Raw genomic sequence first — 14102 nt, 5'->3', positions numbered from 1 at the left:
GGACATTGTGGGGCGCAGCGTTTCGGATCGTGCCCGTCACCCGTGCCGGGTACAAGCCGAAGCGCTGAACACAGGGCAACGTCGCGCCTTAATAGCCGACCTTCACGGTGAACATCACGTTGCGCGGCGCGCCGTACCAGCCCTGGTTGTAGAAGCCGATCTGCGAATAGTAGTGGCGGTCGAACAGGTTGTTGATGTTGACCGCCGCGGACAGGTTGGAACTGAACTGGTAGCGCGCCATCAGGTTGACCAGCGCATAGCCGGGCTGCTCTACCGGCACCCGGCGGTTTCCGGGTGCCGTGGCGGTCTGGTACATGCGGTTCTGCCAGTCCACGCCACCGCCAAGGGTGAGCCGGTCCCATGTACCGGGCAGGCGCCAGGTAGTGAACAGCTTGAACAGGCTGCGTGGCTTGGCGGTATTGATGGCCCTGCCCTGCGCGTCCTGCGCGATGAACGTGGTGAAGCTGGTGCCCAGGCTCCAGCCCGGCAATGGCTCACCGGCCAGTTCAAGTTCCAGTCCATCCACCGTTGCACCCTTCACTGCGCGGTACGCCGCCTGCGTACTGCCCTCGACCAGCCCGCCGGTGGCTTCGGCCAGGTTGTCCTGCCGGGTACGGAACAGCGCGGCTGAAGCATTCAAGCGCTCCTGCAGCCAGCTGCCCTTGAGGCCCAGCTCATAGCTGCGGCCGCTGACCGGGTCGAGGATCTGCCCGGATGCATCGCGATTGTTCTGCGGCTTGAAGATGCCGGTGTAGCTGGCGTAGACGCTGCTGTAGCCGTTGAGGTCCCAGACCAAGCCGGCATACGGCACGAACTCGTTGCGATAGCGGTACTTGCGCTTGCTGCCGAAGTAGACCTGGTCCGTCTCCCAATTGCTCAGGCGAGCACCGACGACCGCATGCAGCGGGTCAGCCAGCGACAGCCGCGCCACCGCGTAGGCGCCGCTCTGATGGTTGTCCAGATCATCGGCCTGGGTCTTGCTGCTGGCCCACACCGGCTCCGGCGTGCCTGGCCCGTGCCAGTCGAGGTAGCTGGCCAACGGCGGCAGCGGCGCAAGCGCGCGGTACTGCCCCAGCGCGATCTCGTCGCGCGACCGCGACCAGCCGATCGACGCTGTGTGCTGGCGACCGAACAGCTGGAACGGACCCGACAGGCTGGCACTGAGCGCCTCGCGTCGCACGGGTCCATCGTAGCGGGTGAAGCTGTTGCCATTGGGCATGGCACCGGTGACCGGATCGGGATAGCCGCCGCGATAGAGGTGCTTCATCTCCATGTCGGTATGCGAACGGCTGTAGGACACCCGCGCCTGCCACTCGTTACCGAAGCGGTGGTTGAAATCGAAGAAGCCGTTGCGGGTATCGGTGCTCATCCGCGCCCACGGGGCCGTGGCCGATACCGAGCGATCGAAGGCGGTGCGCGTGCCATCGGCGTTGAACAGCGCGAAGCCACTGCCAAAGCCACGGTTGTCATTGCCCTGGTAGGAGATGCCGGCGATCAGCCCGGTGTCCTCTCCCAGATCCACGCTGACCACGCCGTAAAGTGTCTTTGCGGTGCTATCCAGGCCGGCGGTGTAGCTGTCGCCCTCTGCTTTCGCCGCCACCAGGCGACCGCGTACGCGTCCTTCCCTGCTCAACGGGCTGGACACATCCGCCCATGCGCGCCGTGCGTTCCAGCGGCCGAGGCTGAGCCCGGCACTGGCGGCGAACTCGCGCAGCGGGCGCTTGCGCACGTAATTCACCGCCGCCGAAGGATTGCCGGCGCCGGTCATCAGGCCGTTGGCACCACGCACGATCTCGATGCGGTCATACACCACCATGTCCAGGTTGTTCTCGCCAAAATTCCACGGCGACAGCACCGGCATCACCACGCCATCGAACTGGTAGTTGTCGATCTCGAAACCCCGCGCCGAGAACGAGTAGCGGTTGGCATCGCTGCGCGTGACCGAGATGCCTGGCGCGGTGGCCAGCGCATCGGCCGTACTCAGCAGCGCGCGGTCCTCGATCTGCTGGTGGGTGACGACGCTGACCGACTGCGGTGTCTGCCGCGAGGTCAGCGACAGGCCGGTCGCCGTGCCCATGGAATCGGTGGTGTAGGAGCGAGACGATTCGGTGCTGCCGTCGAGATCGGCGGTGACCTGCACGGTGGGCAGTTGCGAGGCCGTGGCGGCAGGTGCGCGTTCGGCGGCATGGGCAGCATTGAACAGCGCCAGGGTCGTGCCGATGGCGGTTGCCAGGGCACACGGGCGGAAACAGGCAGGCATGGGAGGTCCAGCGGGAAGGAAAGGCTGGATGAGAATTATTGTCATTTGAACGTGAGCGCACGTATGCGCGGACGCAGCAGGTGTTTGCGCGCTGCCGACGATGATCGAGTGTCAGCGGAACCGGCTCGGTGCGATGCCATAGCGCGCACGGAACGCGGTCGCGAAATTGGTGGCATGCCGGTAGCCGGCGAAATGCGCGGCCTGCTGCACGCTGAAGCCCTGCCGGAGCTGCTCGCAGGCCCGCTGCAACCGATGCTCGCGCAGCCAGGCAAATACCGAGCATCGATACACCTGCAGGAACTTCAGGCGCAGGCTGCTGGCGCTCATGCAGGCCACGCGCGCCAGATCGTCCAGGCTGTGATCGGCGGCCGGCGCTGCCTGCAGGCAATCGATCACCCGCTGCAGCATGCGGCGATCGCGCGCGGACACGCGCAGCTCCAATACGGCATCGCGTACGGGCGCCCCCAGGGACAGTGCCAGCATCTGCAGGCCCACGCCCTCGCACATCAGCGCATGCATCGCGCCGTCCCATACACCCGACAGCAGCTGGTCGGCAGCGTGCCCGAGATGCGCGGGTACCTGCCAGCTGTGCAATGGCCGGCCGTCGGAGCGGTGCGCGGACAGCAGTTCGTTGATCACCGGGTCATCCAGCGGCGCCGATGCGTCCAACGAGACATTCAGGCTGCGCATGCGCTGCCCGGCGGGGTGGATCGCGGTCATGGGCGCCGCATCGGCCAGTATCCTCGCGCCCGCGCCCGGGCGCATTCCGATCTGCGCCTGCCCTGACAGCCTCGCGCCGGCGCGCCCCTCCAGCATCACGATGGCCGAGAACGCCGGGGGCACTTCCGAAGTTGCCTCGAAGGTCTGGTGCGCAACCACATCCGACAGCGCCAGGGTCAAGCCCGGGCGCAGGCAGCGCTGCTCCACCCTGCCCTCGACCACGCAGGATTCGCCAGCAACGGCAAGCGGCTCCGGCAGTCGGTAGCGGAAGCCGCTGCGGCGGCCGAGATAGTCCAGGTCGGCAAGGGTGAGGGCGTGCATGGCGTCGCCTGCAGGGGAATGCCAGCTATTTTCATATGAGATCCATTCTCATCTCCAGCCCCGAGGCAAGGCCCATTCGCCCCTTGCCGACACAAATAGTTACGTTATAACATTTCACACTATTTTCACGGAGCGTGTCATGCGTCGCCATCTGCTTGCTGCCGCCATTCTGTTCGCCGTCCACACCGCCCACGCCGCGGACGAACCCACCCTTCCCACGCTTCAGGTCGAGGCCTCGAAGCCCTCGCGAATCGACAGCCGGGTCACCGTGGACAATCCACAGGCGCAGAACCGCACCCTGGGTGGGCTGCTTGAGCATGTCTCCGGCGTGCAGAACAGTGCTTTCGGACCGAACGCGGGCGCCCCGGTCATCCGCAGTCTCAGCGGCAACCGGGTTCAGATCCTGCAGGATGGCCAGTCCATCCTTGGCATGAATGCGATCAGCGGTGACATCAACATTCCCTTCGACCCACTGTTCGTGCGCAGCGTTACCGTCAACAAGTCCTCCGACACGGTGCGCTATGGCGGCAACGCGATCGGCGGCAGCGTGGAGATCGACTCGGGCCTGATCTCGCGCAGCATGGAAGACAAGGACCAGTCGATGGAACTGGTCCTGCGCAAGGGCTTCAACGCCGCCGACGCGCAGGGCTTCCGCATGAACTTCAACAACCAGCGCAACATCTCCACCAACCTGCAGGTCTCGCGCCAGCGCATCTCCCACTACGACATCCCCGGCAACAGCAAGGCCAGCGTCTGCAACACCGCGCTGTTCCCCGCCACCGGCGGCGTCAACTCGGCGCTGGCCGACAGCTGCCAGAAGGAGGCACGCGTCCAGCAGATCTACAACAAGGCCTCGCAGCCCTATATCGACCAGTTCATGACCGAGAACCCGGACTGGGCCGACGGTGATTTCTCCTTCTTCACCAACAACCCGACCTCGGTCTGGCAGCGCCGCACCTACATCAATCCGGTCAACCCGGCCTATGTGCCCGGCACCCCGTCGTACGTGCAGAAGCAGATCAACAATGACGTAACCCCCGATTACCACCACCGGCTGGGCAACAGCTACTCACGCAATTCGCAGGTGGCCGCCGGCTCGACCCTGTTCTTCGACCGCGGCTACGTCGGTGTCAGCATCGATGCCAAGGACAGCGAATACGGCGTGCCCGGCTTCTCGATGCAGAACCTGTCGTTCGGCTCGAACTACGCCGATGGCCTTCCGGTGGGCGTGGTGATCAAGCAGCAGCGCTACGCGCTGGAGGCGCTGCTGCGCGATCCGCTGCCGTATTTCGAGCGCGCCGAACTGCGTGTCTCCAAGCTGGACAACACCTCGGGCGAACGACTCGGTGCCACCCGGGCCAACGACTATGACTTCGAAAGCACCCAGGCCGAGCTGCTGCTCAGCCACCAGCGCGTCGGCCCGCTCAGCGGCATGCTCGGCCTCAGCCACCAGTCGCGTGATGTCACCGGCAGCGGCTCGCTGCGCTACCTGCCCGATGTCGATACCCGCAGCAATGCGGTGTTCCTGAAAGAGACGCTGGACTTTGGCTGGGCCACCTTCGATGCCGGCCTCCGTCATGAGCGTGTCGACCACACGCTGCAGCCCAGCCGCTTCAAGACCGCGCGCAATGCTGCCAACACGAAACTGCAGGACCGCGACTACCGGCTCAACAGCTACAGCCTCGGCTCGTACGTCGAGCTCGGCCCCATGTTTGCCGCCAAGGTGCGCTACTCATCCTCGCAGCGCGCACCGGAGATCAACGAGCTGTATGCCAGCAACGCGCACTATTCGGTGATGACCCAGGAAGAAGGCAACCAGAACCTGGAGCCGGAGCGTGCGAAGAACCTAGAGCTGACCGGCCTGTTCCACCTCGGCGGTTTCGAGCTGTCGGCCACCGCGTACCGGATGAAGTACGAGAACTACCTCTACCTTGGCTACTCGGGCCTGCAGACCGCCAACCGCCTGCCGCTGAAGTACTGGAAGCAGACCGACACCACGGTGAAGGGCTTCGAGATCGACGCTTCACAGGCGCTGGATCTCGGCCGCTATGGCACGTTGAACATCTCGGCCTTCGCCGACCTGGTCAAGAACAAGGCCGACCACCCGGACGCGCTGCGCGCCCACAATGATGGCGAGTACCTGCCCAACATGCCGACCAACCGCTACGGCGCCAACCTGCAATGGCAACGCCAGGGCTGGAAGGCGCAGCTGTCCAGTACCTACTACGGCACGCAGAAGTACCTCGGCCGCAACGTCAGCGAGGAAATTCCACTGGACGCGTTCAACCTGGTCGATCTGCAGGTCAGCCGCGAACTGCCGGTGCGCAACAGCTACATCGCCGGCATGGAAGTGTTCGTCAACGGCAGCAACCTGCTCAACGAGGAAGCGCGCCCGCACAACTCGCCGTTGAAGTACATCGCCCCGCTGCCGGGGCGTGGCTTCCAGGTGGGTGTGACGGTCAGGCTCTGAGCCCCGGCGGAATGAGAACCGGCCTGCAGGCGGATTACCTGCAGGCACCCGGCACGGCGACGTGCCGGGTTGCGTCGCGGACCCGGGTTGATCCACCATCCGTCGAAAAGGAGATGGCCATGAACTGGAAGCAAGCGATTTCCCTTGGGATGTTGTTGACCATCACCTCGGGGGCAGGTGCCGCATCTGCGATCACCTACGACAGGGATGGCCGCTACGGCTACTCGATGAACCAGCACTCCCTGACCACCGCGATGCAGCAGTCGCTGCACTACTGCGCGTTGCGATCGCGCAATTGTGGCCAGTCTGCCAGCACGACCCGCGAAGGCTATTCGGCCATCGCGACGGGCACGGTGGCGTTGGGCTTTGCACTGGGTGAGAAGACGGCGGACGCCGCGCAGCGCAAGGCCGAAAGGATGTGCAGGGAACGTGCCAACGACTGCACGCTTGCCTTGCTGTGGCGCGAAACCCCACCGCGTGATCTCGAGCCGCCACAGCTTCCTGCTGCCGGCGCTCCGGCACCTGCAACGACGCCTGCTGCAGTACCTGCCACCGGTACCGATCACTAAGGACGTACAGCCCCGCGCAGGCTGCACGTCCCAACACCCCACAAAGAAAAACGCCTGCAGATCGAGGATCTGCAGGCGCTTCTTTGTATCTGGCGGAGTGAGAGGGATTCGAACCCTCGATAGAGCTTTTGACCCTATACTCCCTTAGCAGGGGAGCCCCTTCGGCCACTCGGGCATCACTCCGGGGTATTCACCGCGTCTGGTGCGTTGCACCTCAGCGGGGCGTGAATCATAACGTTAATCGAGTGCGAAGGTAAAGCGTTATTCGGCAGAATTTTCGCTACCGGTGCCACCGGCTTCGTCACCGCGCTGGATGCGCTGATAGATCTCTTCGCGATGCACAGCGACGTCCTTCGGCGCGGTGATGCCGATACGCACCTGGTTACCCTTGACGCCAAGCACGGTGACGCTCACCGAGTCACCGATCATCAGGGTTTCGCCGACGCGGCGAGTCAGGATCAACATTTTTGCAAGTCTCCATGGAACCGTGTGGAAGGGTATCCCCCACCGGCTTGACGCTCCGTCAAGAAGCGCTACCACGACAAAGGGAAAAGATTTCGCAATGGTACCGTCAGCCGTCCCGCTCCTACAAGGAGGGGGACGGCGGGGATCATCACAGGCGGGGGCTGACCCATTCGACAACTGCAGCCAGCGCAGTGGCAAGGGCGGGCCCGTCCTCGCCACCACCCTGGGCGAGGTCCGGGCGTCCGCCGCCCTTGCCCCCGATCTGACCGGCGATATGGGACAACAGTTCCCCGGCCTTGACCTTGCCCGTTGCGCTGCCGTTCACGCCTGCGACCAGGGCGGCTTTGCCGTCCTGGGCACCGGCCAGCACGATCACCGCGTCACCCAGCTGCTGCTTCAGGCGATCCATGGCGTCACGCAGGGCCTTGGCGTCGAAGCCTTCCAGGCGGGCAGCCAGGACCTTCACCCCGGCGACCTCGACAGCCTGGCCGGACAGATCGGCCGTGGCACCGGCGGCGACCTTGGCCTTCACGGCCTCCAGTTCGCGCTCCAGCTGCTTCTGGCGCTGGCCGAGGGCGCGGATCTTCTCGACCACGTCGCCGGCGCTGCCACCGAGCAGCTCGGCGGCTTCGGCCAGGCGGGCCTCTTCGGCGTCCACATAGTCCAGGGCGCCCTGGCCGGTGACCGCCTCGATGCGGCGCACGCCGGCGGAAACACCGCCCTCGGAGGTGATCTTGAACAGGCCGATATCACCGGTACGGTTGACGTGGGTACCGCCGCACAGCTCGGTGGAATAGTCACCCATCTTCAGCACGCGCACATGCTCGCCGTACTTTTCGCCGAACAGGGCCATTGCGCCGAAGTCCAGCGCCTCCTGCATGGCCATGGTGTGCACTTCGGCGGCATTGTTGGCGCGCACCTGCTGGTTGACCTTGCGCTCGATCACCGCCAGCTCTTCCGCGCTGATCGGCTGGAAGTGCGAGAAGTCGAAACGCAGGCGGTCCGGCGCGACCAGCGAGCCCTTCTGCTGCACATGGGTGCCCAGTACTTCACGCAGGGCCGCGTGCAGCAGATGGGTGGCGGAGTGGTTGAGGATGGTGGCGCCGCGGCGCTCGCCGTCAACCTGGCCGGACAGCACGTCGCCGACCTTCAGGCCGCCTTCGGACAAGGTGCCGACATGGCCATGGAACTGGCCGGCGAACTTCTGGGTATCTTCCACCGCCAGGCACACACCGTTGCCGGTCAGCACGCCGGTGTCGCCGACCTGACCGCCGGATTCGGCGTAGAACGGGGTCTGATCGGTAATCACGATGACCGCATCACCCGCATCGGCCGACTGCACCGGACGGCCGTCCTTCAGTACGGCCAGTACGGTCAGGCCATCGGCCTGCAGGCGGTCGTAGCCCAGGAAACGGGTCGGGCTGAGCGTGGCCACCAGCTCCGCCGGCAGGGTCACGCCGCCGCCGAACTTGCCGGCCGCCCGTGCGGTCTCGCGCTGCTGCTCCATCGCGGCATCGAAGCCGGCGATGTCGACCGTCAGGTCACGCTCGCGGGCGATGTCCTGGGTCAGGTCGAGCGGGAAGCCATAGGTGTCATACAGGCGGAAAGCGTCAACGCCCGGGATCACGCCGTTGCTGGCCCTGGCGGCGACGTCCTCGAAGATCTTCATGCCGGCGTCGAGGGTTTCAGCGAAACGCTCTTCCTCGGCCTGCAGCGCACGGGTAACGGTGTCCACCGCCGCCGGCAGTTCCGGATAGGCCTCGCCCATCTGCTCGACCAGGGTCGGCACCAGCTTGCTGAAGAACGGCTGGCGCACGCCCAGCATCCAGCCGTGGCGCAGGGCGCGGCGGATGATACGGCGCAGCACGTAGCCGCGGCCTTCGTTGGACGGCAGTACACCGTCGACGATCAGGAACGAACAGGCGCGGATGTGATCGGCGATCACGCGCAGCGACTTGTTCTCCAGGTCGGCCGTACCGGTCAGCTCCGACGCCTTGCGGATCAGCGCCTGGAACAGGTCGATCTCATAGTTGGTATGCACGTGCTGCAGGATCGCCGCCAGGCGCTCCAGGCCCATGCCGGTATCCACGCACGGCGCCGGCAGCGGCACCAGGGTGCCGTCGGGCTGGCGGTCGAACTGCATGAACACCAGGTTCCAGATTTCGATGAAGCGGTCGCCGTCCTCATCCGGGGAGCCCGGGGGGCCGCCGGCGATATGGTCACCGTGGTCGTAGAAGATCTCGGTGCACGGGCCGCACGGACCCGTGTCGGCCATCTGCCAGAAGTTGTCCGACGCGAACGGCGCGCCCTTGTTGTCACCAATGCGCACGATGCGCTCTTCCGGCACACCGACCATGTCGCGCCACAGCGCGTAGGCTTCGTCGTCGGTCTGGTAGACGGTGACCAGCAGGCGCTCGGCCGGCAGCTTCCAGACCTGGGTCAGCAGTTCCCAGGCCCAGGCGATCGCGTCCTTCTTGAAATAGTCGCCGAACGACCAGTTGCCCAGCATCTCGAAGAAGGTGTGGTGGCGTGCGGTGTAACCCACCTGGTCGAGGTCGTTGTGCTTGCCGCCCGCCCGCAGGCAGCGCTGGACGTCGGCCGCGCGCACGTAGCTGCGCTTCTCCGCGCCAAGGAACACGTCCTTGAACTGCACCATGCCGGAGTTGGTGAACAGCAGGGTCGGATCGTTGCCCGGCACCAGCGGCGCCGACGGCACGATGGTGTGGCCTTTGCCCTTGAAGAATTCAAGGAAATCGCTGCGGATCTGGGAAGTCGTGAATTTGGCGGATGCGTTCATTGAGGGCTGGCAGTCTGCGGGCCGGCGGACCCGGACCACCGGCCACATTGGCCAGGGTCGCAAGGGACCGCCGAAAACCTAAAGGGTATCAGGCCCGGCGCCGCCAGTCTCAGTCATCCGGGTCGTAGCGGGTCGCGCGCCGAATGCTATCGCCGTCAAAGCCACGTCTAGCCAGCAGATCGGCGGCCTTGCGCCGCTGCGTCAGGTCCTGCGGGCCGGCCTCGCCGAAGCGGCGGCAGACCAGGTCACGGGCGTTTTCCTGCCAATCGCCCTCGTAGCTGTCCATCGCCGCCGCAATCGCAGCACTGTCCAGTCCATGGGTGCCCAGCTCGGCGCGGACATGGATCGGCCCGTAGCCGGTGTTGGCGCGCATCCGCACCAGGTTCTCGGCAAAACGGGTGTCGTCCTGCCAGCCCGCCTCGGTCAGCTTGGCCACGGCCGCCTGCGCGGCTTCGTCTTCGATGCCACGGGCGGTCAGCTTGCGGGTCAGCTCCCTCCGCGAATGCTCACGGCGGACCAGCAGGCCCAGCGCGCGTTGCACGGGCGTCTGCTCACGTGGCCGGCGCTTGCGGCCGGTGGGAATATCGTCGGAGTCGGACATCGGTGCTCCAAGGGTGGCGCCGTCCGTGGCGCCCTGCCCATCCCTGGGCGATTCGAACCTGCGAGGCAGGGCGACGTCACTGACGGCGCCGCCCTGCCCCACAGCAAGCCTTACTCGTCGTCGCCGTCGTCGTCGCCTTCCTCGCGGGCGGCTTCAGTCGGCTGGAACTTCTCGCGCAGCTCGGCTTCGAGCTTGGCGGCGACGGTCGGGTTGTCACGCAGGTAACCGCGGGCGTTGTCCTTGCCCTGGCCGATGCGTTCCTCACCGTAGCTGTACCAGGCGCCTGCCTTCTCGACCAGCTTGGCCTCCACGCCCATGTCGATCAGTTCGCCTTCACGGCTGATGCCCTCGCCGTACAGGATCTCGGTGATGACCTGCTTGAACGGCGGCGCCAGCTTGTTCTTGACGACCTTGATCTTGGTCTGGTTGCCGATGATCTCGTCGCCCTTCTTGATCGCGCCGATGCGGCGGATGTCCAGGCGGACCGAGGCATAGAACTTCAGCGCGTTACCACCGGTGGTGGTTTCCGGGCTCTGGCCCGGCATCATCACGCCGATCTTCATGCGCAGCTGGTTGATGAAGATCACCAGCGTGTTGGAGCGCTTGATGTTGCCGGTCAGCTTGCGCAGCGCCTGGCTCATCAGTCGGGCCTGCAGGCCCGGCAGCTGGTCGCCCATCTCGCCTTCGATTTCGGCCTTCGGGGTCAGCGCGGCGACCGAGTCGATCACCAGGATGTCCACCGAGCCCGAACGGACCAGCATGTCGGCGATTTCCAGCGCCTGCTCACCGGTATCCGGCTGCGACAGCAGCAGGTCATCCACGTTCACGCCCAGCTTGCCGGCGTAGATCGGGTCCAGTGCATGCTCGGCGTCGATGAAGGCCGCAGTGCCGCCCAGCTTCTGGCATTCGGCGATGGCCTGCAGGGTCAGGGTGGTCTTGCCCGAGGATTCCGGCCCGTAGATCTCAACGACACGGCCCTTCGGCAGGCCGCCAATGCCCAGTGCGATGTCGAGCATCAGCGAACCGGTCGGGATGGCTTCAACGGGCTCGACCACGCGGTCGCCCATGCGCATCACCGAGCCCTTGCCGAACTGCTTCTCGATCTGGCCCAGAGCTGCAGCGAGGGCGCGCTTCTTGTTCTCGTCCATCGGTTGGGTCCTTGCAGAGGTGATGTCGTTGGAGGTGCTGTCTTTGGGGGTCTTCTTTGCCATGGGCTCACTTTAAGTCGGACGTATCGCACAGGCTGAGATTCTGCCCGGCGCTCTGAAAAGAATTATCGGACATCCGTACCAACCTCAGTGGAACCAGAGAATCGCCACAAAAGACCGCGGAAAAATGCACTGTGGAGCAGGTCAACGGTTGGGTCGCAGCAGACCGCAATAGAGCCCTTCGATCGCGAAGTCCTGATCCGGCAGCACCTCGATCGGCTTGTAATCGGGGTTGCGCGGCAGCAGGCGGATGCGGTCCTTGGCGATCTTCAGCAGCTTGACGGTGATCTCGTCATCGATGCGGGCCACCACGATCTGCCCGGAATGGGCATCACGGGTACGGTGCACGCCGATCAGGTCACCGTCGAAGATGCCCTCGTCGATCATCGAATCGCCCTGCACCTTCAGCAGGTAGTCCGGCGCCGGCGAGAAGAACACCCGGTCCAGCACCACGAAATCGTCCGAGCCGATATCGGCACCGATCGGCAGGCCGGCCGCCACCCGGCCCAGCACCGGCAGACGCAGCACGCTGTCGGGCAGGCCCGGCTCGGCCAGCTTCTCGACCGGCGGGGCCTGCACCAGGCGGATGCCGCGAGCCTGGCCAGGGATGCGACGGATCGCACCGGCCTGCTCCAGGGCTTCCAGGTGGTACTGGGCCGCGCGCACGCCCTTGAAGCCGAACGCACGTGCGATTTCAGTCTGCGACGGCGGTGCGCCTTCGCTCTCGATACGCTCGGCGATCAACTGCAGGATCGCCTGCTGGGTGTCGGTCAGGTCCATGGTTAGTAGTATTACTACTAACATCCGGATCTGCAAGTGCCTGGTGCGACAGGGGGTGACACCTACCTATGGGGCCGAGGCATGGTCGGCAACCGTCGCCGTGCATGGCCCGGCTGGTAAAGGCAAAAGCAACCGACCAGCGGTCGGCTCTACAGGAATCGCTGCGCGATTCCGCGGTTCCCGGCGGGAACCGCTGCGGTAAACACACTCACGTGTGTTTACCGCTTCTCCATATCGAAAACAGGATCCAGACGCCACAGAAGCCGGCGCCGATGAAGCCGCATACGCCCAGCGCCAGCAGCCAGCGGCTGGAAACGCCGCCGACGCTGTGCATCACGATCGACGAGCCGATGATCAGGGCGGCGGTAACGATGCCCATCACCAGCCGGTTTGCCGCGCGGTTCACCTGTTCGCCGAAACCCTGCAGCGCCGTGGTTTCCACCTTCAGCTGGAGGCGACCACGGCGCGCGGCCTGCACCAGCTTGCGCAGGTCGCGCGGCAGCTCACCGGCGAAATCGACCAGGCCCAGCAGGCTGCGCCGGCCGCGCTTGAGCAGCGCCTTCGGCGCATAGCGTTGCAGTACCACCCGCTCCAGGAACGGGCGCGCGGCGCTGGCCATGTCGAAATCCGGGTCCAACTGGCGACCCATGCCTTCCAGGGTCAGGAACGCCTTGATCATCAGCGCCAGGTCGGCCGGCAGGGTCAGGCTGTAGCTGCGCAGCAACTGGGTGATGTCGCCCAGCATCAGCCCGATGCGCAGGTCCTTCAACGGCACACCGCGGTACTGGTCGACGAACTGGCTGATGTCATGCTGCAGCCGGTTCTCATCCACCTCCACCCCACCAGCCCAGTCCAGCAGCACGTCGGCCACGCTCTGCGGGTCCTGCTCGACCAGCCCGTGCAGCAACTGTGCGACCTGGAAGCGACGCACTTCCGACAGCGCGCCGACCATGCCGAAATCGATCACGCCGATGCGCCCGTCGCGCAGGTAGATGATGTTGCCGGGGTGCGGGTCGGCGTGGAAGCTTCCGTCCTCCAGCACCATCTTCAACACAATGTCGGCGCCGCGCCGTGCGAGTTCGCGGCGGTCGAGCCCCGCTGCATCGACGCCGGCGAGGTCGCGGCCGGGGATGCCGTCAACGAAGTCCTGCACGTTCAGGCTCTCGCAGGTCCACTGCCAGTGCACGCTGGGAATCAGGATGTCGCCGCGGCCCTTGAAGTTGCGCGCGATGCGCTCGGCGCTGCGGCATTCGGCGGCGAAATCGAGCTCGCGGCGCAGTGACACGGTGAACTGCTGCACCACCTCGGCCGGACGATAGCGGCGCAGGTCCGGCAGGCGGGCTTCGACGATCTCGGCCAGGCGTGCCAGCAGCCGCAGGTCGGCCTCGACCACATCGCGGATGCCGGGGCGACGCACCTTCAACACCACCTCGCGACCGTCATGCAGGCGCGCACGATGGGCCTGCGCCAGCGAGGCGGCGGCCATCGGGGTTTCATCAAGGAAAGCGAATACCTCCGTGGGCGACGCGCCAAGGTCGGCCTCGAGCTGCTCGCGGATGTCCGCGTACGGCAACGCCGGCACTGCGTTCTGCAGCTCGGAGAGCTCGGCAATCCATTCCGGAGGCAGCAGGTCGACACGGGTCGCCAGCACCTGGCCGAGCTTGACGAAGGTCGGGCCGAGATCCTGCATCGCGCTGCGCACGCGCACCGGCGCGGTCATCCGCAGCAGTTCCTGCCGCTCCTCGTTCCAGTGCAGCAGGCGCCCTGCCCGTTCAAGCGTCGTGGCCAGGCCGATGCGCCGCACCACGTCGCCGAAGCCATAACGGATCAGGACAACGGCAATTTCCTGCAGTCGGCCCAGGTCACGGACTGTGCCCAGCGTTTCCCACATCATGCGTGCTCCGGACGATT

Annotated in this window: 10 protein-coding genes and 1 tRNA gene; 2 read left to right on the top strand and 9 right to left on the bottom strand. The window is 65.5% G+C overall.

The window, feature by feature from the left end:
- Positions 1-88 precede the first annotated feature (88 nt).
- Positions 89-2260: a TonB-dependent siderophore receptor gene (locus N440_RS05480; protein ID WP_133934346.1), complete on the bottom strand. Its 2172-nt coding sequence runs from the start codon at positions 2258-2260 to the stop codon at positions 89-91.
- 111 nt (positions 2261-2371) lie between these two features.
- Positions 2372-3301, bottom strand: a complete 930-nt coding sequence (locus N440_RS05475; protein WP_133934345.1) for a helix-turn-helix transcriptional regulator — start codon at positions 3299-3301, stop codon at positions 2372-2374.
- A gap of 139 nt (positions 3302-3440) precedes the next feature.
- Here N440_RS05475 and N440_RS05470 point away from each other — a divergent pair, with 139 nt between their 5' ends.
- Both N440_RS05470 and N440_RS05465 read left to right on the top strand, forming a co-directional pair.
- Positions 3441-5771, top strand: a complete 2331-nt coding sequence (locus tag N440_RS05470) for a TonB-dependent receptor (RefSeq protein WP_133934344.1) — start codon at positions 3441-3443, stop codon at positions 5769-5771.
- 11 nt (positions 5772-5782) lie between these two features.
- Positions 5783-6340 (top strand): DUF4189 domain-containing protein, encoded by a 558-nt coding sequence (locus N440_RS05465; RefSeq protein ID WP_243831289.1) that lies wholly within the window; start codon positions 5783-5785, stop codon positions 6338-6340.
- A 90-nt stretch (positions 6341-6430) separates the two neighbouring features.
- Here N440_RS05465 and N440_RS05460 read toward each other — a convergent pair.
- The 7 genes from N440_RS05460 to ubiB form a co-directional block, all read right to left on the bottom strand.
- Positions 6431-6523 (bottom strand) — tRNA-Ser (locus N440_RS05460).
- Positions 6524-6601: 78 nt separating this feature from the next.
- On the bottom strand, positions 6602-6805 hold the full coding sequence (csrA, locus tag N440_RS05455; RefSeq protein WP_004152909.1) for a carbon storage regulator CsrA: 204 nt from the start codon (positions 6803-6805) through the stop codon (positions 6602-6604).
- Positions 6806-6953: 148 nt separating this feature from the next.
- Positions 6954-9602, bottom strand: a complete 2649-nt coding sequence (gene alaS, locus N440_RS05450; RefSeq protein ID WP_133934343.1) for an alanine--tRNA ligase — start codon at positions 9600-9602, stop codon at positions 6954-6956.
- Between the two features lie 109 nt (positions 9603-9711).
- Positions 9712-10203 carry a recombination regulator RecX gene (recX, locus tag N440_RS05445; protein ID WP_133934342.1) on the bottom strand — a complete coding sequence of 164 codons (492 nt, stop codon included), beginning with the start codon at positions 10201-10203 and terminating at the stop codon, positions 9712-9714.
- Between the two features lie 110 nt (positions 10204-10313).
- A complete protein-coding gene (gene recA / locus N440_RS05440) occupies positions 10314-11351 on the bottom strand; it encodes a recombinase RecA (protein ID WP_053449352.1) in 1038 nt (345 codons plus the stop codon).
- Between the two features lie 204 nt (positions 11352-11555).
- On the bottom strand, positions 11556-12191 hold the full coding sequence (lexA, locus tag N440_RS05435; protein WP_005412936.1) for a transcriptional repressor LexA: 636 nt from the start codon (positions 12189-12191) through the stop codon (positions 11556-11558).
- Positions 12192-12399: 208 nt separating this feature from the next.
- Positions 12400-14082, bottom strand: a complete 1683-nt coding sequence (ubiB, locus tag N440_RS05430) for a 2-polyprenylphenol 6-hydroxylase (protein WP_133935978.1) — start codon at positions 14080-14082, stop codon at positions 12400-12402.
- Between the last annotated feature and the right edge of the window lie 20 nt (positions 14083-14102).

This window comes from Stenotrophomonas sp. CC22-02, from assembly GCF_004365115.1.
GTDB lineage: Bacteria > Pseudomonadota > Gammaproteobacteria > Xanthomonadales > Xanthomonadaceae > Stenotrophomonas > Stenotrophomonas forensis.
This window is presented reverse-complemented; position numbering and strand designations above follow the sequence as displayed.

Excerpts from the sequence above, each read along its gene's own strand:
- N440_RS05480 (WP_133934346.1), bottom strand. The coding sequence starts at position 2,260 with ATGCCTGCCTGTTTCCGCCCGTGTGCCCTGGCAACCGCCATCGGCACG.
- alaS (WP_133934343.1), bottom strand. The coding sequence starts at position 9,602 with ATGAACGCATCCGCCAAATTCACGACTTCCCAGATCCGCAGCGATTTC.
- N440_RS05470 (WP_133934344.1), top strand. The coding sequence starts at position 3,441 with ATGCGTCGCCATCTGCTTGCTGCCGCCATTCTGTTCGCCGTCCACACC.
- recX (WP_133934342.1), bottom strand. The coding sequence starts at position 10,203 with ATGTCCGACTCCGACGATATTCCCACCGGCCGCAAGCGCCGGCCACGT.
- lexA (WP_005412936.1), bottom strand. The coding sequence starts at position 12,191 with ATGGACCTGACCGACACCCAGCAGGCGATCCTGCAGTTGATCGCCGAG.
- N440_RS05475 (WP_133934345.1), bottom strand. The coding sequence starts at position 3,301 with ATGCACGCCCTCACCCTTGCCGACCTGGACTATCTCGGCCGCCGCAGC.
- N440_RS05465 (WP_243831289.1), top strand. The coding sequence starts at position 5,783 with ATGAGAACCGGCCTGCAGGCGGATTACCTGCAGGCACCCGGCACGGCG.
- recA (WP_053449352.1), bottom strand. The coding sequence starts at position 11,351 with ATGGACGAGAACAAGAAGCGCGCCCTCGCTGCAGCTCTGGGCCAGATC.
- csrA (WP_004152909.1), bottom strand. The coding sequence starts at position 6,805 with ATGTTGATCCTGACTCGCCGCGTCGGCGAAACCCTGATGATCGGTGAC.
- ubiB (WP_133935978.1), bottom strand. The coding sequence starts at position 14,082 with ATGTGGGAAACGCTGGGCACAGTCCGTGACCTGGGCCGACTGCAGGAA.